The organism is Allobosea thiooxidans, assembly GCF_900168195.1.
Classification (GTDB): domain Bacteria; phylum Pseudomonadota; class Alphaproteobacteria; order Rhizobiales; family Beijerinckiaceae; genus Allobosea; species Allobosea thiooxidans.
The window spans coordinates 117,952-144,858 of the sequence record NZ_FUYX01000006.1 but is presented as its reverse complement, the minus strand read 5'-3'; the positions used below and the strand labels follow the sequence as shown (position 1 = coordinate 144,858).

Genomic DNA, 26,907 nt, shown 5'->3' with positions numbered 1-26,907 from the left:
CTCGGCCGCTGGTCACGTCGGCGGCGTGCCATTGGCCGAGAGCACCTCGCCGGCCAGATAGAGCGAACCGCAGATCAGGATGCGCGGCGGCGCCGGCCAGTCGCGGGCGGCGATCGTCCGCAGGGCCTGCTCGACCGAGCTGGAGACCTCGGCGACGAGCCCGGCGCTGCGGGCGGCCTCCGCGACCTCCTCTGCCGGGCGCGCGGCGAGCGAGTTCTGGATCGGCACGGCGTAGAGCGCCTGCGCCAAGCCCTTGAAATGGCCCAACGTCGCAGCGGCGTCCTTGGTCGAGAGCAGGCCGGCCACCATCACCAGCGGTGCCGGGTTCCGGTCGGCGAGATCGGCCATGGCCTGGGCCAGCACGCGCCCGCCATCGGGATTGTGGCCGCCGTCCAGCCAGAGCTCCGCCCCTTCCGGGACGATCTCGGCCAGGTGCCCGCGCGCCAGGCGCTGCAGGCGGGCCGGCCAATCGGCCTGGCGCATGCCGTCCTCGAAGGCGCGCGCCGGCAGGCCGCCATAGCCGGCGGCACGCAGCGCCGCGATCGCGGTGCCGGCATTGATGTGCTGATGGCGCCCGGTGAGGCGCGGCAGCGGCAGGTCGAGCAGCCCGTCGCCATCCTCATAGACCAGCCGTCCGCCCGCTTCATGGACGTTGAAATCCTGCGCGCCGATCAGGATCCTGGAGGCGCCGGCGCGTTCGGCGGCGGCTTCCAGCACGGCTGTCGGCTCCGGCTCCTGCGGCGCGATCACAGCCGGCGCGCCACGCTTGAAGATCCCGGCCTTCTCGCCCGCGATCTTGGTGACGGTGTTGCCGAGATATTCGGAATGGTCGAGCGAGACCGGCGTCACCACCGTGCAGGCCGGGTGCGCGATCACGTTCGTCGCGTCGAAGCGCCCGCCCAGTCCGACCTCCAGCAGCAGCACGTCGGCGGGGTTCTCGGCGAAGAGCAGGAGCCCGGCAGCGGTGGTCATTTCGAAGAAGGTGATCGGGTCGCCGGCATTGACGGCCTCGCAGCGCTCCAGCGCCTCGACGAGCTTGTCCTCGTCGACGAAGCGGCCGCCGCCCGGTGCCCCCAGTCGGATGCGTTCATGGAAGCGCACCAGATGCGGCGAGATGTAGACATGCACCGAAAGCCCCGCCGCTTCGAGGATGGCGCGCATGAAGGCGATGGTCGAGCCCTTGCCGTTGGTGCCGGCGACATGGATCACCGGTGGCAGGCGCTTCTGCGGATCGCCGAGCCGCTCCAGCAGGGTCAGGATGCGGCCGAGCGACAGGTCGATCAGCTTGGGGTGCAGCGCCATGAAGCGCGCGAGCAGCGTATCGGAAGAGCCCATGGGAACGCCCCCCGGCCTGGAGCATTTTCAAGCGAAGTGGACACCGGTTCGCGTGAAGAAAATGCGGGAAACTAAAAGCTAGGGCAGATCCGCGCTTCGGAGAAACCCGGATCGGCTCTGGAACCGTCAGACCGCTTCGGCGACCGGGCGAACCGGCGCGGCGGCGGTTTCGTCCTTCACCGCCGGCTGCTTGGTCAGCAGCCGGCCGAGCCGGGCCAGGGTCTCCGGCAGCTCGTGGCGGTGCACCACCATGTCGACCATGCCGTGTTCCTTGAGGTATTCCGCCCGCTGGAAGCCGTCCGGCAGCTTCTCGCGCACTGTCTGCTCGATCACGCGCGGCCCGGCGAAGCCGATCAGTGCGCCGGGCTCGGCGATATGGATGTCGCCCAGCATGGCGTAGGAGGCGGTGACGCCACCAGTGGTCGGGTCCGTCAGCACCACGAAATAGGGCAGGCCGGCTGCGCGCAGGCGCCGGACGGCGATGGTGGTCCGCGGCATCTGCATCAGCGAGAGGATACCCTCCTGCATGCGCATTCCACCCGAGGCGGCAAAGACGGTGTAGGGCGTGTTCTTCTCGATCGCGGTCTCGGCGCCCTTGATGAAGGCCTCGCCCGCCGCCGTGCCGATCGTGCCGCCGATGAAGTGGAAGTCCTGCACGGCGATGGTCATTGGCAGGCCCTTGACCCGGCCATAGCCGATCTTGAAGGCGTCCTGCGCGCCGGTCTTGGCGCGGGCGTCCTTGAGCCGATCGGCATAGCGCTTCTCGTCGCGGAACTTCAGCGGGTCGGCCGCGACCTCGGGCAGGGCGACGTCGAGCCATTTGCCTTCGTCGAAGGTCAGCCGCAGCCGCTCCGGCGCGGTGACGCGCATATGGTGCTCGGAGCCGGGGATGACGTAGCCATTGGCCTCGACATCCTTGTGGAAGACCATCTGCCCGGAATCCGGGCACTTGATCCAGAGGTTCTCCGGGGTCTCGCGCTTGAACAGGGTCTTGATGCGCGGCCGGACGACTTCGGAAATCCAGTTCATCGGACGATTCCCTGATGGGCTTTCGGCGCTGTCCGCGCCGTCATGCCGAAAATAGGTCGCGCCTGCCGGCGGGCAAGCGGCGCGACCGTCGAATGAGGCCGGTCTCAGGCCGCTTTGGCGACCGAGCGCACGCCCTTGGCGAGCTCGCTGACCAGCGAGGTGACAGCCGAAACCGTCTTTTCCGTGGCCTTGCCCTCGCTGTCCAGCGAAAGCCGGACGCGCTCGACCAGGGCCGAGCCGACGACGACGCCGTCGGCGCCCTTGGCGATGGCGGCGGCATCCGCGGCCGTCTTCACGCCGAAGCCGACGGCGACGGGCAGGTCGGTGTGGCGCTTGATGCGGGCGACCGCATCGCCGACAGCGCCGTAATCGGCGATGGCGCCGCCGGTCACGCCCGTCATCGAGACGTAGTAGACGAAGCCCGAGGTGTTCTGCAGCACCTTGGGCAGCCGCTTGTCGTCGGTCGTCGGCGTGGCCAAACGGATGAAGGAGACGCCCGCCTTCAGCGCCGGCAGGCAGAGTTCCTCGTCCTCTTCCGGCGGCAGGTCGACGACGATCAGCCCGTCGATGCCGACCCGGCGGGCGTCGGCGAGGAAGGCTTCGACGCCATAGGCGTAGATCGGATTGTAATAGCCCATCAGCACGATTGGCGTGTCGTGGCCGGCCTTGCGGAAGCTCTCGACCATGGCGAGGGTCTTGCGCAGCGTCTGCCCGGCCTTGAGTGCGCGCTGGCCGGCGAGCTGGACCGGCACGCCATCCGCCATCGGGTCGGTGAAGGGCACGCCGAGCTCGATCACGTCGGCGCCCGCGCCGGGCAGGGACGCGAGGATCGCGCTGGAGGTCTCGAAATCGGGGTCGCCTGCGGTGACGAAGGTCACGAGCGCCGCCCGGCCCTCGCGGGCGCAGGCCTGGAAGCGGTTCTGGATACGGGTCTGGCCGGTCTCTGTCATGCGCCAGCGGTTAGCATGACGCGCGCGGGCTGGCGAGTGGCTTGCGCGCGGAGCGAGCCTGCGCCACATCGGCCGGACATGCGCGCCTTCGACACTGCCCTGCCCATCGACGCCGTGCTCGGCGATCTCGCCACCTCCCTGGAGGCGCGGCCGAACGCCGTGCTGGTGGCTCCGCCCGGCGCCGGCAAGACCACGCGCGTGCCGCTCGCCTTGCTCGACGAGCCCTGGACGAAGGGCGGCAAGCTCATCCTGCTCGAGCCGCGTCGGCTTGCGGCGCGCGGTGCTGCGAACCGGATGGCGCAGACACTGGGCGAGCGCGTCGGCGAGACCGTTGGCCTGCGCGTGCGCCTCGGGTCCAAGATCGGGCCGAAGACGCGCATCGAGGTCGTGACCGAGGGCGTCTTTGCCCGGATGATCCTCGACGATCCGGCGCTGGACGGCGTTGCGGCCGTGCTCTTCGACGAGTTTCACGAGCGTTCGCTCGATGCCGATTTCGGCCTGGCGCTGGCGCTCGATGCCCAGGGCGGCCTGCGTGAGGACCTGCGCATCCTCGTCATGTCCGCGACTCTCGACGGCGCCCGCGTCGCAAGACTGCTCGGCGATGCGCCGGTGATCCAGAGCGAAGGCCGTGCTTACCCCATCGAGACGCGCTATCGCGGCCGCGACCCGCTGAAGCGCATCGAGGATCAGGTCACCGAGACGATCCTGCTCGCCCTCAACGAGCAGCCGGGTTCGCAGCTCGTCTTCCTACCGGGGCAGGGCGAGATCCGCCGCGTCGAGGAGCGCCTACGCGAGAAATTACGCGATCCCGCCGTCGAGATCGCCCCGCTCTATGGCGCGCTCGACCAGCGCGACCAGGATCGCGCCGTGCTTCCGGCGCCGGCCGGCAGGCGTAAGATCGTGCTGGCGACGGCGATCGCCGAGACCTCGCTGACCATCGAAGGCGTGCGCGTCGTCATCGATTCCGGCCTCGCCCGTGTCCCGGTCTACGAGCCCGATATCGGCGTCACCCGGCTGGAGACCCGTCGCGTCAGCCGCGCCGCCGCCGATCAGCGCCGGGGCCGCGCCGGCCGCACCGAGCCGGGCGTCTGCTACCGGCTCTGGGAGGAGGCCGCGACGGGCGCGCTCGAGGCCTTCGCCCGGCCCGAGATCCTGTCCGCCGATCTGAGCCCGCTGCTCCTCGATTGCGCCGCCTGGGGCGTCGGCGACCCGACGACGCTTGCCTTCCTCGATCCGCCGCCGGCGCCCGCCCTCAAGGAGGCCCGCGCCCTGCTGAGCAATATCGGCGCGCTCGATGCCGATGGCCGCATCACACCGGACGGCCGTGCCCTGCAGGCGCTGCCGCTGCCGCCGCGGCTCGCCCGCATGGTCGTGGCGGCCGCCCGCTTCGGGCGGGCGGACATCGCCGCCGACCTCGCCGCCGTGCTGGTCGAGCGGGGCCTCGGCGGCGACGCCATCGATCTCGCCGAGCGGCTGGAGCGTTTCGGGCGCGAGCGTGGCGGCCGTGCCGGCGACATGCGCCGCCTCGCCGAGGGCTGGGCGCGGACGGCCGAGCGAAGCCCTGGCGCAGCGCGCGTCACGGCGGGCGACACCCTGTCACCCGGCCTGCTGCTCGCCTTGGCCTATCCGGACCGTGCCGCCAAGGCCCGTTCGCCGGGCTCCGGCCAATATCTCCTTGCCAATGGCCGAGGCGGTGGGCTGGAGCCGTCGCAGCGCCTGGCGCGCGAGCCCTATATCGTCGTCGCGGAGATGACCGGCTCGGCCCAGCAGGCCCGCATCATGGCCGCCGCCGCGATCACAGAGCCCGAGATCGCGGCGCTCGTCGGCCACGGCCTTGCGCCTTTCGCCATCGAGGAGCGCGAGGAAGCGAGCTTCGACCGGGCCGCCCGCGCCCTGCGCGTCCGGGCGGTGCGGCGCTATGGCGCCCTCTCCCTGTCCGAGCGGCCGCTCTCCGTCGCGGATTCGCCGGATAATGCGGCGGCCCTGGCAAAGGGCGTCGCCGCGCTCGGCATCGGCCTCCTGCCCTGGAGCAAGGGACAGAACCAGCTGCGCGAGCGCGTCGCCTTCCTCCGCAAGGCCGAGCCGGAGGAAGCCTGGCCCGATCTCTCGGATGAGGGGCTGGCGCTGGAGCCGGAGCTCTGGCTGGCGCCTCATCTCGCCGGCCGCACCTCGCTCGCCTCGATACGGCCTTCCGATCTCGATTCGGCGCTGATGACCCTCCTGCCTTGGGAGTTGAAACGCCGGCTCGACCAGGAAGCGCCGACCCATTTCACCGCGCCGACCGGCTCCTCGCTCGCCGTCGACTACGCCGCCGAGGCCGGCCCGATGATCTCGGTCCGGGTTCAGGAGCTCTACGGTCTCGCGACCCATCCGGCGCTGGCCGGCGGGCGGGTGCCGCTGGTGCTGGAGCTGCTCTCGCCGGCGCACCGGCCGATCCAGGTCACGCGGGACCTGCCGGGCTTCTGGCGCGGCTCCTGGGCTGCGGTCCGATCGGAGATGAAGGGCCGCTATCCACGCCATCCCTGGCCGGACGATCCCGCCGGCGCGCTGCCGACGACGCGGGCCAAGCCGCGCGGGACCTGAGCCAAAGTCGTTGTTCTCGGGCACCGCGAAGCACGGGCATTGCCGTCATTGCGAGGGGCGCAGCGACGAAGCAACCCCGGGGGCTGGGTCGAAGCGTTCAACCCGGTCCCCCTGGATTGCTTCGCTGCGCTCGCAATGACGGGAACGCCGCTCAATTCCCCATCCGGTCGCGCCATTGCTGCTCGCCGGCGAGGCAAGCCGCGGGGTTGTTCGCCTGCGCCCGGTGGAAGGTCGCATCGGCCGGAGCCTCGGCGATCTCGCGCAGGAGCTTCGTCTTCGTCGCCTCGACGAATTGGCTCTTCTCCCGGATCGGGATGACGAAGGCGCCGAGGCCGGTGATGACGCAGGCCGTGTAGTAGGCGTCGAGATTGTCGATGTCGAAATAGCCGGCCTGCTTGAGCATGACCGGCAGGCCGTTGATGGCGATGCCCTTGGCGCCGGCCTCGTCGCGCGCGGCGGTGACCGGGCGCCCGTCATTGTTGGCGCCGTCGCCGGAGATGTCGATGACGCGCCGCATCGCGGTCACGTTCGACTGCTCCAGGAGCTGCACGCCGAGATCGATCGCGCCGGAGATCGAGGTGCGCCGGCCGCGCCGGGTCGGCGCTTCGCCGAGCTCCTCGGCGAAGGCGATGGCCGAGGCCGCGCCGTCGATGACCTTCCAGGGCCGCACGACATGCTGGAACTGTCCGCCGGCCCATTCGAAATAGGTCACGGCGATCTTGCCGAGCGCTCCGTTGTTGATCGCGTCATGCAGCTGCTTCGAGCGGAAGGCCTCGATATAGCCGTTGCGCTGCAGGGCGAGCTCGTCGAGATCCATCGAATAGGAGACGTCGACCGCGAGCACGAGCGCGACGTCGACCTCCTCGGGCGGAGCACCCGTGGTCTGGGCCCGGGGCAGGGCCGGCTGCCAGAGCGCCGCCGCTGCCAGACATGAAAGACCGAACAGCCAGCGCCGCATCGCCACCTCCGTCGTCCTGTCGCGGAGGCGAGTGTGCGCCCCGTTAGGATGATCGCCAAGATAGAAAATCCGGCGGGATGCGCCTGTTTCGATAGCAAATGCGCGAGGACGGGGTGCTCAGGCGGCGCGGCGCTGCTCGATGATGCCGATCGCGGCCGCGAACGCCTCCTCGACGGTGAGCGCCGAGGTGTCGAGGGTGACGGCATCGTCGGCGGCCTTGAGCGGTGCGTCGTTGCGGCCGGAATCGCGGGCATCGCGTCGGCGGATATCGGCCAGGATGCCGTCGAAGGGCACGGCTTCGCCGCGCCCGAGCAGCTCCTTGTGCCGGCGCGCCGCGCGCACCTCCGGCGTCGCGGTGACGAAGAGCTTGGCCGGGGCGTCGGGGCAGATCACCGTGCCGATGTCGCGCCCGTCGAGCACCGCGCCGCCGGCCTGCGCCGCGAAGCGTCGCTGCCGCGCCAGAAGCCCGGCCCGCACCGCCGGCATCGCGGCGACGACCGAGGCGGCCTCCCCGATCTCGCGCCCGCGCAGGCGCTCCTCGGGGAAGGCGGTCTCGTCGAAGCTGTTGACGATCAGCGCCGCAGCTTCCGCGTCGCGGATCTCGTGGCCGGCATCGAGCATGGCCCGCGCCACCATCCGATAGAGCAGGCCGGTGTCCAGATAGGGCAGCCCGTAATGGGCTGCGAGCCGGCGCGCCAGCGTGCCCTTGCCCGAGGCGGCCGGGCCGTCGACGGCGATGACGAGCCGCTTGCGCGCCGCCGCGGCGCTCATCCGATCCGGCCTCCGAGCTGGTTCATCAGCGGCACGAAGCTGGGGAAGCTGGTGGTGATCATCTCCCCGTCGTCGACCTGGACCGGCTGCTGCGTCGCGAGCCCCATGACGAGGAAGCTCATCGCGATGCGGTGGTCGAGATGGGTCGCGATCGGCCCGCCGCCGCGCACCGGCCCGCCGCCGGAACCCTCGACGATCAGGTCGTCGCCCTCGATCGCGCAGCGGACGCCGGCCGCCTTCAGCCCGGCCTCCACCGCGGCGAGGCGGTCCGATTCCTTGACGCGCAGCTCCTGCAGCCCGCACATCCGCGTCGTGCCGCTGGCGAAGGCGGCCGCGACCGCCAGCACCGGATATTCGTCGATCATCGCCGGTGCCCGCTCGGGCGGCACCGTCACGCCCTTCAGGCTCGAGGCGCGCACCCGCAGGTCCGCGACGGTCTCGCCGCCCTCATTGGCCTCGCGCTCGATGGTGATGTCGGCGCCCATCTCGCGCAGCGTGGTCAGGAGACCCGAGCGCAGCGGGTTCGTCATCACGCTCTCGATCAGGATGTCGGAACCCGGTACGATCAGCCCGGCCACCAGCGGAAAGGCGGCGGAGGAGGGGTCGGCCGGCACCACGATCGGTGCCGCCCTGAGTTCGGGCTGGCCCTTCAGCACGATGCGGCGGCCATGTGCGCCTTCCGGCGTCACGCTGATCTCGGCGCCGAAATGGGCGAGCATCTTCTCGGTATGGTCGCGCGTCGCCTCGGCCTCGATCACGGTCGTCTCGCCGGGCGCGGCGAGGGCGGCGAGCAGCACGGCCGACTTGATTTGCGCCGAGGCCACCGGCGGGCGATAGGTGATCGGGATCGCCTCCTTCGGCCCGCGCAGGGTCAGGGGCACGCGCCCGCCCTCCTGCTGCGACACCACGACGGTGCCCATCTGCTCGAGCGGGTCGAGGATGCGCCGCATCGGCCGCTTGCGCAGCGAGGCGTCGCCGTCGAAGGTCGTGGTGATCGGATGCGAGCCGCAAACGCCCATCATCAGGCGCGAGCCGGTGCCGGCATTGCCGAAATCGAGCACGCCGGCCGGCTCGTGCAGGCCGCCGACGCCGACGCCCTGCACGCGCCAGGAGCCCGGCCCGTCATGATGGACGATCGCGCCGAGCGCCCGGGCTGCGGCGGCGGTGCGCATCACGTCCTCGCCCTCGAGCAGGCCGGTGACCTTGGTCTCCCCGATCGCCAGCAGGCCGAAGATCATCGCACGGTGCGAGATCGATTTGTCGCCCGGCACCCGCACGCGGCCCTTTAGCGGGCCGCCGGAGCTGGCGGAGAGCGGGACGGGATCATGATCGTGGGACACGGGCTTATGAACTCTGCGATCAAGGGAATAGGGATGCCCGTTCGCCCTAGCATGCCCATGTCCGCGCGCCAATCTGGCGGCCGTCCGGGGTGGCCGGACCCTCCGCGAATCCGCTTGGCTCTTGCGCGCGGCCGGCGCAGAAGGCAAATCAGCATTTGACAGCGCCGCCCGCCCCGACTAACGGACGCGCCTGCTTTTCAGAACATGATGGTTGAAGGGTCCGACGCAGTGGCGAAACCGGAACTCGGAACGAAGCGCGTTTGCCCGGTCACGGGTCGCAAGTTCTACGATTTGAACAAGGATCCCATCGTCTCGCCTTACACGGGCCAGGCCTATCCGCGCTCGATGTTCGAGCCGCAGGCCAAGGCACCGAGCAAGCCGGAGGCCGATGAGGAGGAAGAGACCGAGGCTGCCGATGGCGCGGTCGAGCTCGTCTCGCTCGAGGATGCGGATGCCGAGACGTCCGAGAAGGACGCCGTCGTCACCACCGAGGACGACATCGAGGTCGAAGACGACATCGGCGGCGAGGACGACGACACCTTCCTCGAGGAGGATGAGGAAGGCGACGATGACGTTTCCGACCTGATCGACGGGGACATCGAGGGCGACGAGGACAACTGAGTCCGGCCTTCGAAAAAAGATGACGACAAAGCGACATTAGGCGCTTGTGTCTTCCGCCCGGCCCGCCTATAGAGCGCTTCGTCGCCGGCAGGCGGCCCGGGCAGAGCCACCGGAAACCGGTGGTCAAAAGCTTTGGATTGAACGGCTGATCCCCAAGTCGGCCGTTGCGAGTGGGGCCATAGCTCAGTTGGGAGAGCGCTTGAATGGCATTCAAGAGGTCGGCGGTTCGATTCCGCCTGGCTCCACCAAAATCAAACTCTCCCAGACATTGACGGTCGGAAGACGAAAGAGACCGTGAGGTCGGGACGGGGCTTGCCTGTCCAAGTCCAGCCGCCTGTACCAGGCGAGTGATTCGCCGAGCGACCCTGCCATGCGGGGCGGGCGAGCTCCGCCATCGATTCTGGCTCCACAGACTCCCTTGCGACCGTTGCGATTGCCCAGGTGCGGCCCGTAGTCGAGAACGGCAGGCCGCGTTCGGCGGCGCGCGGGCGAATCGATCGCATTCGGCGGATCCGATTTGCGGTATGTCAAAGACAGTATCCGGAGGGCATGAGACCTGCCGGAACGGCATGGACAAGCCCAAGCAAATCCATATACTTTTTCTCGATCTCTAATCGGGCTCCGCCGCGATATGTGACCGCGCCGGCTGCCGAAAGGAAAAGAGATGGCGACGGAGACCGCGAAGACGGACGGCCCGGAGGTCGTACCCGACAAGCCGACGAAGCGAGCCGAGCTTCTGGCCTTCTTCACGCTGGCGGTTCTGATCTGGCCGATCGTCGCGGTCGGCGTCGTCGGCGGATACGGCTTCCTGGTCTGGATGTCCCAGCTCATCCTCGGCCCACCGGGCCCGCCGCGGTGAGGCCGGGCCATGAACAGCAACGCCATTGATCTCGGGCGGCGCGGTTTCCTGACCGGGTGTCGTCATGCGCACGCCGACCGGGTTCTGCCGCCATGGTCCCGGGCGGCATCGATCGCCGCGGCCTGCACCGGCTGCGGCGCCTGTGTCCCGGCCTGCCCGCCGAAAATCATCGCGCTCGACGCCGATGGCCGCCCGAGCCTGGACTTCGCGAATGGCGAATGCAGTTTCTGCGGCGCCTGCGCCGAAGCCTGCCCCGAGCCGGTCTTCGACCGTTCCCTAGCCGCCTTCGACCATGTCGCGACGATCGGACAGGATTGCTTTGCCGGGCGGGGCATCGTCTGCCAGAGCTGCGGCGACGCCTGTCCGGAAAGCGCGATCCGCTTCCGGCCGCGCCTCGGCGGGCCGGCCCTGCCGGAGCTCGCGACCGAGCTCTGCACTGGCTGCGGCGCCTGCATCGCCTCCTGCCCGGCGCGCGCCGTCAGCGTGAGCGTGCCTGCCATGGAGGTCACCCATGGCTGAGCGCCCCGCCCCGCGCTTCCATCACATTTCGAGCGCCGTCGTCTCAGCCCTGCCGGCGCAGGTCGAGGCCGTGCTCGCCCGCATCGGCGAGATGCCGGACACCGAGGTGCATCGGGTCGAGAACGGCAAGATCGTGATCGTGCTGGAAGGCTCCAGCACGGGCGTGATCGGCGACCGCCTCGCCGCCATCGGGCTTATCGACGGCGTGCTCTCGGCCAACATGGTGTTCGAGCAGATCGAAGACCTCGAAACCCTCGACGACCCCGGAGTGATCCCATGACCCTGTCCCGTCGCGAGATGCTGAAGGCACAGGCGGCCAGCGTCGCCGCGCTCGCTGCCAATATGAGCGTCCCGGCCGAAGCGCAGCCGGTCTCGGGCGGCGTCGACACCTTGCAGATCAAATGGTCGAAGGCGCCGTGCCGCTTCTGTGGCACTGGTTGCGGCGTCATGGTCGGCGTCAAGGAGGGGCGCGTCATCGCCACCCATGGCGACATGAAGGCCGACGTCAACCGCGGCCTCAACTGCATCAAGGGCTATTTCCTTTCCAAGATCATGTATGGCAGCGACCGGCTGACCCAGCCGCTGCTGCGCAAGAAGAACGGCGTCTATGCCAAGGACGGCGAGTTCACGCCGGTCTCCTGGGCCGAGGCTTTCGACACCATGGCCGCCAAGGCCAAGGAGACCCTCAAGGCGAAGGGGCCGACCGCACTCGGCATGTTCGGCTCCGGCCAGTGGACGATCTTCGAGGGCTATGCCGCGACCAAGCTGATGCGGGCCGGCTTCCGCTCCAACAATCTCGACCCCAATGCCCGCCACTGCATGGCGTCCGCGGCCTACGCCTTCATGCGGACCTTCGGCATGGACGAGCCGATGGGCTGCTACGACGATTTCGAGCATGCCGACGCCTTCGTGCTCTGGGGCTCGAACATGGCGGAGATGCACCCGATCCTGTGGACGCGGGTGACGGACCGCCGGCTCGGCCAGCCGCATGTGAAGGTCGCGGTGCTCTCGACCTTCACGCATCGCAGCTCGGACCTCGCCGACATCCCGATCGTGTTCAAGCCGGGCACGGACCTGGCGATCCTGAACTACATCGCCAACCACATCATCTCGACCGGCCGGGTGAACAAGGACTTCGTCGAGAAGCACACGACTTTCGTGAAGGGCGCGACCGATATCGGCTATGGCCTGCGTCCGGACGATCCGCGCGAGGTCAAGGCGAGGAAGGCGGCCGACCCGGCCGCGACGACGCCGAGCGATTTCGAGGCCTATGCCGCCTTCGTCAAGGATTACACGCTGGAGAAGGTTTCGGCCCTGACCGGCGTCGAGCCCGGCTTCCTGCAGCAGCTTGCCGAGCTCTATGCCGACCCCAAGCGCAAGGTCGTCTCGTTCTGGACCATGGGCTTCAACCAGCATGTGCGCGGCGTCTGGGCGAACCAGCTCGTCTACAACCTGCACCTGCTGACGGGTAAGATTTCCGAGCCGGGTAACAGCCCGTTCTCGCTCACCGGCCAGCCCTCCGCCTGCGGCACGGCACGCGAGGTCGGCACCTTCGCCCATCGCCTGCCGGCCGACATGACGGTGACCAATCCCGAGCACCGCAAGCACACCGAGGAGATCTGGCGCGTCCCCAACGGCATCATCCCGGAGAAGCCGGGCTACCACGCGGTCGAGCAGGACCGGATGCTCAAGGACGGGAAGCTGAATTTCTACTGGATCCAGGTCAACAACAACCTGCAGGCCGCGCCGAACAGCAGCAACGAGACCTATCCGGGCTATCGCAATCCGGAGAATTTCGTCGTCGTCTCCGACGCCTATCCGACGGTGACCGCCATGGCGGCCGACCTGATCCTGCCGGCGGCGATGTGGGTCGAAAAGGAGGGCGCCTACGGCAATGCCGAGCGGCGCACCCATGTCTGGCATCAGCTCGTCAATGCGCCGGGAGAGGCGCGTTCCGATCTCTGGCAGCTGATGGAGTTCTCCAAGCGCTTCACCACCGACGAGGTCTGGCCGGCCGAGATTCTCGACGCCAATCCGAATTATCGCGGCAAGACCTTGTTCGACGTGCTCTACCGCAACGGCAACGTCGACAAATTCGCCCTCTCCGAGATCAGCCCCGACTACGAGAACCAGGAATCGAAGGATTTCGGCTTCTACGTCCACAAGGGCCTGTTCGAGGAATATGCCACCTTCGGCCGCGGCCATGGCCACGATCTCGGGCCCTATGAGCTCTATCACGAGGTCCGCGGCCTGCGTTGGCCTGTGGTCGACGGCAAGGAGACGCTCTGGCGCTATCGCGAGGGGCTCGACCCCTATGTGCAGCCCGGCAAGGGCGTCGAGTTCTACGGCAACAAGGACGGCAAGGCCCGCATCATCGCGGTGCCCTATGAGCCGCCGGCCGAATCGCCGGATGCGGAATACGATCTCTGGCTCGTCACCGGCCGCGTGCTCGAGCACTGGCATTCCGGCTCGATGACCATGCGCGTGCCGGAGCTCTACAAGGCCTTCCCGGGTGCGCGCTGCTTCATGCATCCCGAGGATGCGCGCAAGCGCGGGCTCAACCAGGGCGCCGAGATCACGGTGATCTCGCGCCGGGGCGAGATGCGCACGCGCGTCGAGACGCGCGGGCGCAACCGCATGCCGCCCGGCGTGGTCTTCGTGCCCTGGTTCGATGCGAGCCAGCTCATCAACAAGACGACGCTCGACGCCACCGATCCCATCTCCAAGCAGACGGATTTCAAGAAATGCGCGGTCAAGATCGTTCCGGTCTCGGGCTGATGCGCTCGCTGACTCTTCTCGGGGCCGTCCTGGCGGCGGGCCTCGTCCTCGCCTTCGGCGCAGCCTTCTCGCAGGAGGGGGCGCCGGTGAAGATCGTGCCGCGCCTGACCGGCACCGCCGATCCGATGGCGCTCGAGCGCGTGCCCGCGCTGGGCCGCGCGGTCGTCGATGACGTCCGGCGCATGCGGAACTATCCGGAGCAGCCACCGGTGATCCCGCATTCGATCGACGGCTACCAGCTCACGCTCAACACCAATCGCTGCATGGACTGCCACAAGCGCGAGTTCACCGAGGGCTCGGGCGCACCGATGATCAGCGTCACCCATTTCCAGGATCGGGACGGGCAGGTGCTCTCGGATGTGACGCCGCGGCGCTATTTCTGCACGGCCTGCCACGTCCAGCAGACCGACGTCCCGCCCTTGGTCCAGAACCGGTTCCAGGACGCCAAAGACATCGGCCGGAAGCCGTGAGCGGGACGCAGACATGGCCAGGCTCAAATCCTTCATTCTCTGGTGCTGGAGCGTCGTCGTCGGCTTCTGGCGCATCATCAGCCGGCCGAGCGCCTATCTGCCGCTCGGCCTCCTGACGCTCGGCGGCTTTGTCGGCGGCGTGCTCTTCTGGGGTGGTTTCAACACCGCGCTGGAGGTCACCAACACCGAGAAGTTCTGCACCTCCTGTCACGAGATGCGCGACAACGTCTATCAGGAGCTGCAGTCGACGGTGCACTTCTCCAATCGCTCGGGCGTGCGCGCCACCTGCCCGGATTGCCACGTCCCGCATAACTGGACGGACAAGATCGCCCGCAAGATGCAGGCTTCGAAGGAGGTCTGGGGCAAGATCTTCGGCACGATCTCGACGCGTGAGAAGTTCCTCAACATGCGTCTCGAACTCGCCAAGCACGAATGGGCGCGGCTGAAGGCGAACGACTCGCTCGAATGCCGGAACTGCCATTCCTCGGTCGCGATGGACTTCACCAAGCAGACGCGCCGGGCGGCGGAAATCCACGGCCGCTACCTGACCACCGGCGAGAAGACCTGCATCGACTGCCACAAGGGCATCGCCCATCTGTTGCCGGACATGACCGGTATCGAGCCGGGCTGGAAGGACGCGCCGGAGCTTCAGGGCAAGGGCAGCGCCTCCTGGCACGGGCCGGAGCGGGCCATGCGCACCTATCTCGCCGAGATCGGGCAATAAGGAAAAGCGCGCCGCATCTGCCGGCTTGCTTGCGCCCGCCACCTTGATCAGGTGACGGGCGCAGTCGTTTTGCGCTTACAGCCGCCGCGACAGGCGAGGATCCAGCCGGTCGCGCAGCCCGTCGCCGAGCAGGTTGACCGCGAGGACGACGAGCGCCAGCGCGATCGCCGGGCAGAAGATCGTCCACGGCGCGCGCGCCAGATAGAGCCGGCTCGACGCGATCATGTTGCCCCAGCTCGGCACCTCCGGCGGGACGCCGGCGCCGAGGAAGGACAGTGAGGCTTCGACCAGGATCGCCGAGGCGCAGATATAGGTGGCCTGGACGACCAGGGGGGCGATCGTGCTCGGCGTGATGTGCCGCAGCAGGATGCGCGGGGTCCGCGCCCCGCAGGCGATCGCGGCCTCGACGAAGGGCAGTTCGCGGACGCTCAGCACGATCGAGCGCACGAGCCGCACGACGCGCGGCAGCTCGGGGATCGCGATCGCCGCGACGACGATGGCGATGCTGCCCTGGTTCAGCGCGACCATGGCGATCGCCAGCAGAATGGCGGGGATCGCCATCAGCCCGTCCATCAGGCGCATCACGATATTGTCGAACCAGCGATAATAGCCGGCGAACAATCCGATCACGAGCCCGACCAGGATCGAGATCGCGGCGACGCTGAAGCCGACGATCAGCGAGACCCGCGCGCCGTAGACCGTGCGGGCGAAGACGTCCTGGCCGAGATGGTCGGTGCCGAACCACAGTTCCGGCGAGGGCGGCTGCAGCCGCCGGGTCGGCAGCTTCAGCATCGGGTCGCCAGCGATCAGCGGCGCGGCGATGGCGACGCCGAGGAAGAAGATCAGGATGGCGGCGCCGAGCAGCACGGTCGGGTTGCGGCGGGCGAAGCGGCCGAAGCGGGCGAGCGGGCGCGCGGACGTTGCGGCGGCGGTCGGGGCGGGGATTGCGGTCATCGTCGCGCCTCCTCAGTGCCGGATCCGCGGATCGATCAGCGAATAGGACAGATCGACGGCCAAGTTGATGAGGACATAGACGCCCGAGAAGATCAGTATGACGCCCTGGATGATCGGGTAGTCGCGCTTCGAGATCGCGTCGACCACGAGCCGGCCGACGCCGGGGATGTTGAAGACGGTTTCAGTAATCACGACGCCGCCGATCAGCAGGGCGACGCCGATGCCGATCACCGTGATGATCGGCACGCCGGCATTCTTGAGCGCGTGTTTCATCAGCATGGTGCGGGCCGGCACGCCCTTGGCGTTGGCGGTGCGGATATAGTCCTCTTCCAGAACCTCCTGCATCGAGGCCCGCGTCATCCGCGCGATCAGGGCGACATAGGCCAGGCCGAGCGTCACCGTCGGCAGCACGAGATGGAGGAACCAGGGGCCGATTCCGTCCGCGAGCGCGCGATAGCCCTGCACCGGCAGCCAGCGCAGCTCGATGGCGAAGATGTAGATCAGCCCGTAGCCGACGACGAAAGTCGGCATCGAGAAGCCGAGCACAGAGAAGCCCATGAGCAGGCGGTCGATCGGCCGGCCGGCCTTCCAGGCGGCGAGTACGCCGAAGGTCACCGCGATCGTGACCGCGAACAGCATCGTCAGCAGGGCCAGCGACAGCGTTGGCTCGAGGCGCTGCAGGATCAGCGCCGAGACCGGCGTGCTGGAGAAGATCGAGACGCCGAGATCACCCTGGATGACGCGCAGCGCCCAGCGCCCGAACTGGACGAGCAGCGGGTCGTCGAGACCGAGCCGCTGGCGGATGGCGACGATCTGCTGCGGGGTCGCGTAGTCGCCGGCGATGATCGCGGCCGGGTCCCCCGCCGAAAGATGCAGCAGCAGGAAGACGAAGATGCCGACCAGCGTCATGACGAGAATCGTCGATACCAGGCGTTGTGCGAGATAGCTCAGCATGGGTCCGGTCGTCCTCCTTGGAGTCGTGGCGGCCGGGCGGTCCGCCCCGCCTGCCGCCATGTTCGAACGCTACAGGGGCGGCGCTTCCCGCCACCGCGGCGTGCGCGCCGCGAAGGCGCGCAAGAAGCCTCCCGGAGGCGGTGCTTCGGCCGGTCCGGGGGCAAGGTCGAGAAACCGGCCCCGCTCACGGCGGGGCCGGGGTGGCCCGGCGGGCTCTCAGCCCTTCTTGACGTTCCAGAACGGGATCAGCTCCGGCATGCCGATCAGCCCGGTCAGCTTGCGCAGGGCGGCCGGCTGGAACCATTGGCCGTAATAGAGGTGCGGCACGAAATCCCAGGCGTTCTGCTGGATCTCGCGGGCGATCTGCTTGCGCTCGGCGTCGGTCTGGGCCCCGGCCCATTTGTCGCGCAGCTGCTCGTGCAGTTCGTTGCTCGGCCAGCCGAACCAGCCTTTCTCGCCATTGGCGGCATGGCCGCTGAGCGAGACCGGGTTGCCGAAGGCGTTGACCGAGCCCGAGGTGAAGAAGACGTTCCAGCCACCCTGGTCGGGCGCGGCCTTGACGGCACGGCGGGTGACGACGGCGCCCCAGTCGGAGGCCTGCAGCGAGACGTTGAAGCCGGCCTGGCGCATCCATTGGGCGATCAGGTTGGCGGCGTTGTTCATATAGGCGATGTTGGTCGCCTGCAGCACCACCACGGGCCGGCCGTCATAGCCGGATTCCTTGAGCAGCTGCTTGGCCTTCTCGATGTTCGGCGCCGTCTTGAACCAGTCGATATTGGCGTCGTTCTCCATCGGCGTGCCCATGCCGAACAGCGAGGAGCAGCCGCGGAAATACTTCTCGTCGCCGAAGGTCGCCTTCATCACCTCGGTCGGGTGGATCAGGTGCAGCATGGCCTGGCGGGCCTTGACGTTGTTGAACGGCGGATGGAGCCAGTTGACGCGCGCCCAGCCGAGCTGGCCCTGCTTGTTCAGGACTTCGAGCTTGATGTCCTTCTCGCCGGCCAGCGTGTCGAGCAGGTCGACGTTGGGATACTCGATCATGTCGATCTCGCCGGCGCGGATCGCGGCGATGGCCGTCGCCTCGTCGGCGATGTTCTCGAAGACGACCCGGTCGACATTCACGACCTTGCCGCCGGAGGTCATCACCGCCGGCTCCGAGCGCGGCACGTAGTTCGGGTTCTTGTCGTAGACGTAGCGCTGGCCCTGGACGACGGCGCCCTCGTTGAAGACGAAGGGGCCCGAGCCGATGATCGTGCTGATCTGCTGGTTCGGGTCGGTCTGCGCTTCCTTCTCGCGCATGATGTAGCAGACATTGGTGGCCGCCTTGGCGAGCCATTCCACGACGAGCCCGTAGGGCTCCTTCATCACGATCTGGAAGGTCTTGTCGTCCTTGACGGGCGTGTCGGCGAGGCGGGCCATCATGTGCTGGCCGCCGCCGTCGCGGGCGCCCCAGCGCCGGATCGAGGCGACGCAGTCCTTCGCGGTGACGGGCGTTCCGTCGCTGAAGCGCAGCCCGTCGCGCAGTTCGAACGTGTAGGTCTTGCGGTCGTCCGAGAGCGACCATTTCGAGACCATCTGCGGCTGCGGCTCGTATTTGTCGTTCACGCCGAACAGCATGTCGTAGACCATGCCGGCGTGGTAGGAGGTCATGTTCGCGGTGGTCCAGATCGGATCGAAGACGCGAAGGTCGCCATGCAGCACGGCGCGGATGGTGCGCTCGACCGGGGGCGTGGTTTGGGCGCGGATCGTTGCCGGAGCGGCGACGAGCGCGCCGGTTGCCAGCCCGCCCTGAACGAAGCGGCGTCGTGTCGTGGTCATCTCGTTCTCCTCCTCGCAATGGGCGGGCCGCGGGCATTCGCCCCGTCAGGCCCTCGTCAGGTCATGGCTTCGGAATCTCCTGTCCCTTCCGGCAGATGCGGCCTCAGACCACGAGCTGTCCCGGCGGGAGCGGGTCGTGCGGCCACAGCGGCCGGTTGATCTTGCGGTAGGGATATTTGCGCACGTCGAGATGCGAAGGGCCACCGCCATCGGTGTAGATCACGGCGCTGGCGATCGGCCCGTAGGCGGCGTGGAAATGGTTAGTCGACTTGACGCTGACGATGCGCTTCTGCGTCGGGTCGATGCCGACGCTGGTGAAGATCTCGAGCCCGAGCGCCTGCGTCCGGTGCGAGAGCAGCGCCACGTCGATGCCGTCGATGCGGATGCCCACCGCATTGCCGATCGGCACCTTCGCGCTGCCGAAGCTCTGCGTGCCGTTGCGGACGGCGCCGAGCACCGTGACCTCGCCGTCGATCGGGTCGCCTGAAGTGGCGGCGGCCTTGCCGCCGAAGCGCAGCGGGATGGTCGCTCCCACGCCCGCGGTCAGGCAGAACTCGACCGCAACCGGGTCCCAGATCGGGCCGACCGCGGCGTCGCCGATGCCGCGCTCGCGCAGCCGGCGGATGACGTTGGTATTGTCCGATGCGGCTCCGCCGCCGGCATTGTCGGTCGAATCCGCGATCACGCTGGGGCCGTTGGCGGCGCTGCCGAGCGCCCGGTCGAACGCTTCATCGAGCGGCACCACGGGCGGCGCGAACTGCCCCTTGAGCGCGCGGAATTCCTCGCCTAGCTCGGCGGCGAGCGCATCGCCCTTCGCTTTGTCGTTGTTCGTGACGACGAGGACGCGGGTGCCGATCTCGGGGACGTCGCCCTGCTGGAAGCCATGCGCCAGCGAGATCGAGAGCACGCCGTCCTTGCCTTCGCGGGCGCTCATGCGGTCGACGAAGGAGCGGCCCGGCTCGCGCGTCGTCGGCACCAGCTCGATCATGCGGCAGTCATAGAGCGACATCACCGGCCTGATCTCGCCGCGGACCGTGGCGACGATGATGTCGACCAGCTCCTGCGCACGCTCGACGAAGTCGGTATGCGGGTATTCCTTGTAGAGGATGATCGCGTCGGCGAGCCGCACGCGCTTCTCGGTGAGATGGCAATGCGGGTCGAGCTCGACCCCGATCGGCACCGAGGGGCCGACGATGGCGCGCACATGCTCGAGGATGTCGCCCTCGCAATCGTCGTAACCATGCGCGACCATGGCGCCGTGCAGGCCGAGCAGCACGCCGTCGACCGGTAGCGCCGCCTTGAGCTGGCCGAGGATCTCGTCGCGCATCTCCTCGTAGTCGGCCTTCGCGCAGGTGCCGGACGGTTCGGCCCAGAAGCAGGAGCCTTCGATCAGTTCGAAGCCGTCGCGCTTGGCGCGCTGGCGGGCGACGTAGAGCGGCGCGGTGGTGTGGGTGGCGCGGTCCGGATGCTGGCCGGCCGGGAAATAGGCCGAGGCCTCGAAATTGGCCCGTGAGGTGGGGATCGGCGAGAAGGTGTTGGTCTCGGTCGCGAGCGACGCAGCGAACAGGCGCATGGTTCCCCTTTCCCAACGGCCGGGGCATGTTCGATTGCGCTTGAAGCGACTGTCAAGCCGCAACGCAGCAAGTTTTGCCCCGGGCCGGGCATGCCGGGAGACGGGCCGTTCACTTTTGGCTGCGATCGGCCTAGCTCTTCGGGAAAAAAAACCGCACAGTGGCGCCGAGTGGCCGTCATCTGCGATCCAGCCTGGCGAGGACGGCAAGGCTAATGCGCGGAGGGGGTCTGATGCCCGAGGCTTTTTCGCTGGCGGACACGCAATCGCGTCCGACCGGTCGGCGCCGTTTCATGGCGGCCCTGGCCGTCGGGTGCCTCGCGCTCACGGCTGGCGCGCCGGCTTTCGCGCAGCAGGCGGCGCCCGGTCCGGTTCCGGTCGGGACCGTCGCGGCGCAGAAGCGCTCCATCGAGCAGACGGCGGATTTCGTTGGACGCGTCGAGGCGGTCGACCGCGTCGACGTCCGTGCCCGCGTCACCGGCTATCTCGAGGAGGTGCTGTTCAAGGACGGCGCGACCGTCAAGGTCGGCACACCGCTCTTCCGCATCGAGCGCCCGCCTTTCGAAGCGGCTGTCGAGCAGGCGCAGGGCGCGCTCGAGCGTGCCCAGGGCACCCTCAAGAACGCGACCGTCCAGCGGCAGCGCGCCGAGGACCTGCTGCGCACCAGCGCCGGCTCCGAAGCGGTCCGCGACCAGCGTGTCGCCGAGGAGCAGGGCGCGCTGGGCGACAAGACCACCGCGGAAGCCAATCTGAAGACGGCCCAGATCAACCTCGGCTATACCGAGATCACCTCTCCGATCGCAGGCCGGATCGGCCGGACCAAGCTCACCAAGGGCAACGTCGTCGGCCCCGACAGCGGCGTTCTCGTGCAGATCGTCAGCAGCGATCCGATGTATGTGAACTTCCCGGTCAGCCAGCGTGAATTCCTGGGGCTGAAGGCGAACACGGTCAAGGACGAAGCGCATGCTCCCCTCATCAGCATCCGATTCGCCGATGGCTCGACCTATGACCACAAAGGCCGCATCGATTTCGTCGACGTGTCGGTCGATCGCGCCACGGACACCGTCCTGGTGCGCGCCAAGATCCCGAATCCCGATGGCCGGCTGATCGACGGCACGCTCGTTCGCGTCACCGTCCAGTCCGACAAGGCCGAAGAGAAGGTCTTGATCCCGCAATCGGCGCTGATCGCCGATCAGCAGGGCGCCTATGTCTTCGCCGTCGAGGACGGCAAGGCCGTGGTCAAGCGCGTCAAGATCGGCGCCGAGACCGGCGCCTATGTCGTCGTCGATGACGGTCTCGCCGGGAACGAGCAGATCGTCGTCGAGGGCTTGCAGAACCTGCGGCCTGGAACCCCGGTTCTGGCTTCGCCCGTGACCCCGCCGCCGGCCGGCCGGAGCTGAGCCGATGTTCACCTCCGTCTTCGTCGATCGGCCGCGCCTGGCCATCGTCATCGCGCTCGTCACCACGATCGCGGGCCTGCTCTCGCTCTTCGCGATCCCGGTGGCGCAGTATCCCGACATCGTGCCGCCGCAGGTTTCGGTGACGGCCTCCTATCCCGGCGCCTCGGCGGCGGTGATCGAGCAGACCGTGGCGCAGCCGCTCGAGGCCCAGATCGTCGGCACCGACAAGATGCTCTACATGAAGAGCGTCAGCGGCAATGACGGCAGCTACTCGCTGCTGGTCTCGTTCGAGCTCGGCACCAATCCCGACATCAACAGCGTCAACGTCAACAACCGCGTGCAGGTCGCCCTGTCGAAGCTGCCGCAGGAAGTGCAGCGCAACGGCGTGACGGTGAAGAAGAAGTCCTCGGCACTGCTCGGCGTGATCGCTGTCTATGCGCCGAAGAACACCTACGACACGCTGTTCGTCTCGAACTACGTCACCATCAACCTGCTCGATTCGATCCGCTCGACGCCCGGCGTCGGCGATGCAGCGCTGTTCGGCGCGCAGGACTACTCGATGCGGGCCTGGGTCAAGACCGACGCGCTGACCGGTCTCAACCTGACGACCGGCGACATCATCAACGCGATCCAGTCCCAGAACACCCAGGCTGCTGTCGGCCGCATCGGCGCGCGCCCGATCTCGGACGACCAGCAGCTGCAGCTCAACATCCAGACCAAAGGTCGCCTGACCTCGCCGGAGGAGTTCGGCAAGATCGTGCTGCGCACCAATCCGGACGGCTCGATCCTGCGCCTCTCCGACGTGGCGCGGCTTGAGCTCGGCGCCGCCAATCTCGACCGCGACACAAGGCTGAACGGCGGCCCCGCCGTGCTGATCGGCGTCTACCAATCGCCCGGCGCCAATGCGATCGCCGCGCTCGATGCCGTCAAGAAGACGGTGGGCGACCTGTCGAAATCCTTCCCCGAAGGCCTGGAATGGAAGGTCACCTACGACCCGACCGCCTTCGTCACCGCGACGATCCATGAGGTGCAGAAGACGCTGCTCGAGGCCTTCGTTCTCGTCGTCCTCGTCGTCTATCTCTTCCTCGGCAATCTGCGCGCCACGCTGATCCCGACCGTCGCCGTGCCGGTCAGCCTCATCGGCGCCTTCATCGTCCTCAATGCCATCGGCTATTCCGCCAACACGGTCTCGCTGCTGGCGGTGGTCCTCGCGATCGGCATCGTCGTCGACGACGCGATCGTCGTGATCGAGAACGTCGAGCGCGTGATGGAGGAGCATCCGGAGCTGACGCCGGCCGAGGCGACCAAGAAGGCGATGAGCGAGATCGTGGCGCCGATCATCGCGATCACGCTGGTCCTGCTCTCGGTCTTCGTCCCGGTCGCCTTTATCCCCGGCATCTCCGGCGAGCTGTTCCGGCAGTTCGCCGTCACCGTGGCGGTGGCGATGGTGCTGTCGGCCATCAATGCGCTGACGCTTTCGCCGGCGCTCTGCGCCGTGCTGCTCAGGCGTCACGAAGGGCCGCGGCGCGGCCCGATCGCCCGTCTCATGAGCGGCATCGACTGGGTGCGCGACCGTTACGGCAACGCCGTCGCGCGCCTCGTGCGCGTCTCCTTCATCTCTCTCGCGCTGACCGCCGCCTTCGGCGCCGGCATCTATGCCATGGGCCGGATCACGCCGACCGGCTTCCTGCCGGATGACGACCAGGGCGCCTTCTTCATCGTCGCCCAGCTGCCGGACGGCGCCTCGATCGGGCGCACATCGGCGGTGATGGCCGAGGTGGAGGGGGTTCTCAAGGCCGAAAGCGCGATCGCGGACTATTCCACCGTCATCGGACTGAACTTCCTCGACAACTACTCGCAGCCCAATGCCGGCTTCGTCATGGTTTCGCTGAAGCCCTTCGAGGAGCGGACCGGCCGCGAGGATTCGGCCGCGGCAGTCATTGCCCGGCTTTCGCAGAAGCTGCGGGCCGTGCGCGGCGGCAGCGTCGTGCCGATCGCTCCGCCTCCGATCATCGGTCTCGGCAGCGGCGGCGGCTTCAGCTACGTCGTCATGGATATGGGGACCTCCGATCCCAAGGCCCTCGGCCGCGCGCTGCGGGGCCTCACCATCGCGGCCAACCAGGATCCGCAGCTACGGCGGGTCTTCTCGACCTTCTCGGATTCGGCGCCCTCGATCTATCTCGATATCGACCGGGACAAGGTCCAGATCCTCGGGGTCGAGCTCAGCAACGTCTTCCAGGCGCTGCAGGCTTCGCTCGGCGGCTACTATGTCAACGACATGAACCTGTTCGGCCGGACCTGGCAGGTGCAGGTCCAGGCCGAGGGCGTCGACCGTGCCTCGATCGATGACATCTACCGCATCAATGTCCGCAATCGCGGCGGCGAGATGGTCCCGCTGCGCAGCTTCGTCGAGGCCAGGCTGGTGCTCGGGCCACAGGCGCTGATCCGCTACAACAACCGTCTCGCAGTCACCCTGCAGGGTTCGCCCGCACCCGGCGTCTCCTCCGGTCAGGCCCTGGCTGCGATGGAGGCGGTCGCAGCCAAGACGCTGCCGGCGAGCTATCGTGGCGCCTGGACCGACGTGTCGTTCCAGGAGAAGCGGGCCGAGGGGCAGACCTCGATCATCCTCGCCTTCGCCCTGCTCTTCGCCTACCTCTTCCTCGTCGCACTCTATGAGAGCTGGACGATCCCGGTGCCAGTCCTGCTCTCGGTCGCGGTCGGCGTGCTCGGCGCCTTCGTCGCGATCGTGGTCGCGGGGCTGACGCTGGATCTCTATGCCCAGATCGGCATCGTCGTGCTGATCGGCCTCGCGGCCAAGAACGGCATCCTGATCGTCGAGTTCGCCAAGGAGCTGCGCGAGAAGGGCCATCCGCTGCTGCATGCGGCGACCGAGGGCGCGCGCCTGCGCTTCCGCCCGGTGATGATGACCTCCTTCGCCTTCATCCTCGGCCTGCTGCCGCTCGTCATCGCCGAGGGGCCGGCGATGCTCGCCCGGCGCAATGTCAGCACGCCCGTCTTCGGCGGCATGCTGGCATCGGCCTTCATCGGGATCTTCCTGATCCCGGCGCTCTACGTGGTCTTCCAGTCGCTGCGAGAGCGCGTGCGGCCCTCGACCCGCCCGAGCAAGGCCGAAGCCGGAGCCGGAGCCGACGGAATCGGGTGATCGGCCGATCCTTACCCGACGATCGGCGGCGGGCGCGCCAGCGTCGCGCCGGTCGTCGCCGACCGCTTGCCTGCCGGCGGGATCAAGGCCTCGCTGCGCCAGCGAGACTTCCCACATGCGCAGCTTGGGCTGCCTGGGCCGGAGGCCGGAGGGCGCTCGACCAGGGCAACCGGGCGGGCGCAGTTCGCCACCTCGCCGGCCATCTCGCCAGCGCCGCCCGCGATTGGGAGGAGATGCAGGCGGCCGGGGATGCCGAGGCCGCGGAATAGGCCTCTCGCTTCCCGTTTGCGCGCAAGACCTGCGCCGCGTTGTCCTTGGAGGCGCGCCCGCCGGGTCGTCGCGACGCTCCGGATTGGAGTGGGGCGGCGATGAGCGTATGATGGGCGTTCTATGGCTCGGACGTTGGTCTGGCTAAGACCGCCTCCGGGATTTCGGGAGGCGTCCGATGGCTCCTTGGACCGTGATGGCCCTGCTGGCCCTGTTCGTGTGGCCCCGTCCGGCCGAAGCGGCGGGCGACGCTGCCGCCGGCGAGAAGGTTTTCCTGAAATGTCGGGCCTGCCACCAGGTCGGCGAGACCGCGAAGAACGCCGTCGGACCGCGCCTGAACGGCCTCTTTGGCCGCCCGGCGGGTTCGATCGAGGGCTACAGCTATTCGCCCGCCAACAAGAATTCCGGCATCGTTTGGGACGAGGCCACCTTCCGCGATTACATCAAGGGGCCTCAGGCCAAGGTCCCGGGAACCAAGATGGTGTTTCCGGGCCTGAAGACCGATCAGGAGATCGACGACATCGTCGCTTTTCTCAAGCAGTTCGATTCAGACGGAAAGAAGAAATAGAGTTTGCGGCCTTCGATGGCATCGAGGGTGGTATCCGCTTTCAGCGCAGGGTCGATTTGACAACTCCCGAGCGCAGGACGACAACATGAAGGTGACTTTGGGTTGAGCGCTTGAATGCTGCCTGGCCCGGCCGAGAGTTTATGCGTCGGATGGTGACGCGTGTCGTCCGGGCGAACCGAAGGTTCGGCGATGGCGAACAGGGCTCAGAGCTTCAAACTGCGCAGGGCACCCGGCAGCGCCGGCGCCGAGCGGCCGGCCTGCGCCGCTGTTGGCCTCGTCGATCATGTCCCCGGCGAGCAGAAGACCCGCTTGGCAGCGGGCGTCGACATCGTCCTCATGCTGGAGTTGCGTTTGTTGACTTAGCGTCGCGGCGCGCCTGCGCTGCGGCGTGGCTTGGCTTCCGTTCATCGCCGCCCTCGGCAAGGATGAAGCGGGATGGGTATCGCGGTCATACTGGCTCTGGTCGTGATCGGCTCGGTGGTCTTCCACTTCCTGAGCCCGTGGTGGTGGACGCCGATCGCGTCCAATTGGCACTATATCGACAACACCATCATCGTGACGTTCTGGATCACCGGCACGGTCTTCGCGGCCGTCGTTCTGTTCATGGCCTATTGCGTCTTCCGGTTCCGCCATCGCGAGGGCAACCGTGCCGCCTATGAGCCCGAGAACAAGCGGCTCGAATGGTGGCTGGCGATCGGCACGGCCGTCGGCGTTGCCGCCATGCTCGCTCCAGGGCTGGTGGTCTGGCACCAGTTTGTGACGGTGCCCAAGGATGCGACGACGGTCGAGGTCATCGGCCAGCAATGGCAATGGGCCTACCGGCTGCCGGGCGCGGACGGCAGGCTCGGCGCCTCCGATGTTGCCCTCATCTCCCCCGAGAACCCGCTCGGCATCGATCCGAAGGACCCGCACGGGCAGGACGACGTCGTCATCCAGGGCGACAACCTCCATCTGCAGCTCGGCAAGCCCGTGAAGATGCTGCTGCGCGCGGTCGATGTCGTGCACGACTTCTACGTGCCGGAATTCCGCGCCAAGATGGACATGATCCCCGGCAGCGTCACCTATTACTGGTTCACGCCGACGCTGGCCGGCACCTTCGACGTGCTTTGCGCCGAGCTCTGCGGCACCGGACATACCTTCATGCGCGGCAATGTCGTGGTCGAGCCGGAGGGCCAGTACCAGGCCTGGCTGCAGCAGCAGAAGACCTTTGCCCAGCTACGGGAGCCCGCCAGGGCGCAGGCGAAGAACTAGGGCGCGCCCGGGGTCGGGTCTTGCC

At 68.0% G+C, this 26,907-nt stretch carries 23 protein-coding genes and 1 tRNA gene; 14 read left to right on the top strand and 10 right to left on the bottom strand.

The genetic code is table 11. The features are described 5' to 3' along the window. Positions 1–12: 12 nt before the first annotated feature. The 3 genes from B5Y19_RS13245 to trpA all read right to left on the bottom strand — a co-directional run bounded on the left by B5Y19_RS13245 (position 13) and on the right by trpA (position 3,314). The gene (locus tag B5Y19_RS13245; protein WP_055726597.1) at positions 13–1,335 is read right to left on the bottom strand and encodes a bifunctional folylpolyglutamate synthase/dihydrofolate synthase; all 1,323 of its coding nucleotides are present in this window, start codon (positions 1,333–1,335) and stop codon (positions 13–15) included. 126 nt (positions 1,336–1,461) lie between these two features. After that, a complete protein-coding gene (accD, locus tag B5Y19_RS13240; protein WP_055726596.1) occupies positions 1,462–2,364 on the bottom strand; it encodes an acetyl-CoA carboxylase, carboxyltransferase subunit beta in 903 nt (300 codons plus the stop codon). Between the two features lie 104 nt (positions 2,365–2,468). Beyond that, positions 2,469–3,314 carry a tryptophan synthase subunit alpha gene (trpA, locus tag B5Y19_RS13235; protein WP_055726595.1) on the bottom strand — a complete coding sequence of 282 codons (846 nt, stop codon included), beginning with the start codon at positions 3,312–3,314 and terminating at the stop codon, positions 2,469–2,471. Between the two features lie 78 nt (positions 3,315–3,392). Between trpA and hrpB the strand changes: the two genes are divergently transcribed. Further along, complete coding sequence (gene hrpB / locus B5Y19_RS13230; RefSeq protein WP_079591583.1) at positions 3,393–5,897, top strand: ATP-dependent helicase HrpB; 2,505 nt, start codon at positions 3,393–3,395, stop codon at positions 5,895–5,897. Between the two features lie 151 nt (positions 5,898–6,048). Here the strand turns inward: hrpB and B5Y19_RS13225 are convergent, their stop codons facing one another. From B5Y19_RS13225 to aroA, 3 genes are all read right to left on the bottom strand, one after another. Then, complete coding sequence (locus B5Y19_RS13225) at positions 6,049–6,855, bottom strand: DUF1194 domain-containing protein (protein ID WP_055730035.1); 807 nt, start codon at positions 6,853–6,855, stop codon at positions 6,049–6,051. Between the two features lie 117 nt (positions 6,856–6,972). Beyond that, positions 6,973–7,626 (bottom strand): (d)CMP kinase, encoded by a 654-nt coding sequence (cmk, locus tag B5Y19_RS13220; protein ID WP_055730034.1) that lies wholly within the window; start codon positions 7,624–7,626, stop codon positions 6,973–6,975. After that, entirely contained in the window at positions 7,623–8,966 is a 1,344-nt protein-coding gene (gene aroA, locus B5Y19_RS13215) for a 3-phosphoshikimate 1-carboxyvinyltransferase (RefSeq protein ID WP_055730033.1), read from the bottom strand. Before aroA ends, cmk begins: the two co-directional genes overlap by 4 nt. Before the next feature lie 228 nt (positions 8,967–9,194). Here aroA and B5Y19_RS13210 point away from each other — a divergent pair, with 228 nt between their 5' ends. The 8 genes from B5Y19_RS13210 to B5Y19_RS13175 all read left to right on the top strand — a co-directional run bounded on the left by B5Y19_RS13210 (position 9,195) and on the right by B5Y19_RS13175 (position 14,937). Further along, positions 9,195–9,587: a TIGR02300 family protein gene (locus B5Y19_RS13210; protein ID WP_055730032.1), complete on the top strand. Its 393-nt coding sequence runs from the start codon at positions 9,195–9,197 to the stop codon at positions 9,585–9,587. A gap of 172 nt (positions 9,588–9,759) precedes the next feature. Continuing rightward, positions 9,760–9,835 (top strand) — tRNA-Ala (locus tag B5Y19_RS13205). A gap of 416 nt (positions 9,836–10,251) precedes the next feature. Further along, positions 10,252–10,446, top strand: a complete 195-nt coding sequence (napE, locus tag B5Y19_RS13200; protein ID WP_055730031.1) for a periplasmic nitrate reductase, NapE protein — start codon at positions 10,252–10,254, stop codon at positions 10,444–10,446. A 9-nt stretch (positions 10,447–10,455) separates the two neighbouring features. Next, positions 10,456–10,965, top strand: a complete 510-nt coding sequence (gene napF, locus B5Y19_RS13195) for a ferredoxin-type protein NapF (RefSeq protein WP_055730030.1) — start codon at positions 10,456–10,458, stop codon at positions 10,963–10,965. After that, positions 10,958–11,245: a chaperone NapD gene (locus tag B5Y19_RS13190; RefSeq protein WP_055730029.1), complete on the top strand. Its 288-nt coding sequence runs from the start codon at positions 10,958–10,960 to the stop codon at positions 11,243–11,245. Before napF ends, B5Y19_RS13190 begins: the two co-directional genes overlap by 8 nt. Continuing rightward, positions 11,242–13,743: a periplasmic nitrate reductase subunit alpha gene (gene napA, locus B5Y19_RS13185; protein ID WP_055730028.1), complete on the top strand. Its 2,502-nt coding sequence runs from the start codon at positions 11,242–11,244 to the stop codon at positions 13,741–13,743. The genes B5Y19_RS13190 and napA overlap by 4 nt, the downstream gene beginning before the upstream one ends. After that, entirely contained in the window at positions 13,710–14,213 is a 504-nt protein-coding gene (locus B5Y19_RS13180; protein WP_079591582.1) for a nitrate reductase cytochrome c-type subunit, read from the top strand. The genes napA and B5Y19_RS13180 overlap by 34 nt, the downstream gene beginning before the upstream one ends. Positions 14,214–14,226: 13 nt before the next feature. Beyond that, positions 14,227–14,937 carry a NapC/NirT family cytochrome c gene (locus tag B5Y19_RS13175; RefSeq protein WP_055730026.1) on the top strand — a complete coding sequence of 237 codons (711 nt, stop codon included), beginning with the start codon at positions 14,227–14,229 and terminating at the stop codon, positions 14,935–14,937. 75 nt (positions 14,938–15,012) lie between these two features. Here B5Y19_RS13175 and B5Y19_RS13170 read toward each other — a convergent pair whose 3' ends face one another. The 4 genes from B5Y19_RS13170 to B5Y19_RS13155 form a co-directional block, all read right to left on the bottom strand. Then, the gene (locus B5Y19_RS13170; protein ID WP_055730025.1) at positions 15,013–15,891 is read right to left on the bottom strand and encodes an ABC transporter permease; all 879 of its coding nucleotides are present in this window, start codon (positions 15,889–15,891) and stop codon (positions 15,013–15,015) included. Between the two features lie 12 nt (positions 15,892–15,903). Beyond that, positions 15,904–16,845 carry an ABC transporter permease gene (locus B5Y19_RS13165; protein ID WP_055730024.1) on the bottom strand — a complete coding sequence of 314 codons (942 nt, stop codon included), beginning with the start codon at positions 16,843–16,845 and terminating at the stop codon, positions 15,904–15,906. Between the two features lie 216 nt (positions 16,846–17,061). Then, the gene (locus B5Y19_RS13160; protein ID WP_055730023.1) at positions 17,062–18,663 is read right to left on the bottom strand and encodes an ABC transporter substrate-binding protein; all 1,602 of its coding nucleotides are present in this window, start codon (positions 18,661–18,663) and stop codon (positions 17,062–17,064) included. A 103-nt stretch (positions 18,664–18,766) separates the two neighbouring features. Then, on the bottom strand, positions 18,767–20,236 hold the full coding sequence (locus B5Y19_RS13155; RefSeq protein WP_055730022.1) for a M81 family metallopeptidase: 1,470 nt from the start codon (positions 20,234–20,236) through the stop codon (positions 18,767–18,769). Between the two features lie 230 nt (positions 20,237–20,466). Here B5Y19_RS13155 and B5Y19_RS13150 point away from each other — a divergent pair, with 230 nt between their 5' ends. The 5 genes from B5Y19_RS13150 to B5Y19_RS13135 all read left to right on the top strand — a co-directional run bounded on the left by B5Y19_RS13150 (position 20,467) and on the right by B5Y19_RS13135 (position 26,882). Beyond that, positions 20,467–21,633, top strand: coding sequence for an efflux RND transporter periplasmic adaptor subunit (locus tag B5Y19_RS13150; protein ID WP_244555582.1), 1,167 nt, complete (start codon positions 20,467–20,469; stop codon positions 21,631–21,633). A gap of 4 nt (positions 21,634–21,637) precedes the next feature. Then, a complete protein-coding gene (locus tag B5Y19_RS13145) occupies positions 21,638–24,796 on the top strand; it encodes an efflux RND transporter permease subunit (RefSeq protein ID WP_055730021.1) in 3,159 nt (1,052 codons plus the stop codon). A gap of 445 nt (positions 24,797–25,241) precedes the next feature. After that, the gene (locus tag B5Y19_RS13140; RefSeq protein ID WP_055730020.1) at positions 25,242–25,631 is read left to right on the top strand and encodes a c-type cytochrome; all 390 of its coding nucleotides are present in this window, start codon (positions 25,242–25,244) and stop codon (positions 25,629–25,631) included. Between the two features lie 189 nt (positions 25,632–25,820). Then, positions 25,821–25,994 (top strand): hypothetical protein, encoded by a 174-nt coding sequence (locus B5Y19_RS26110; protein ID WP_156367127.1) that lies wholly within the window; start codon positions 25,821–25,823, stop codon positions 25,992–25,994. Between the two features lie 72 nt (positions 25,995–26,066). Continuing rightward, positions 26,067–26,882, top strand: a complete 816-nt coding sequence (locus B5Y19_RS13135) for a cytochrome c oxidase subunit II (RefSeq protein ID WP_055730019.1) — start codon at positions 26,067–26,069, stop codon at positions 26,880–26,882. Positions 26,883–26,907 lie beyond the last annotated feature (25 nt).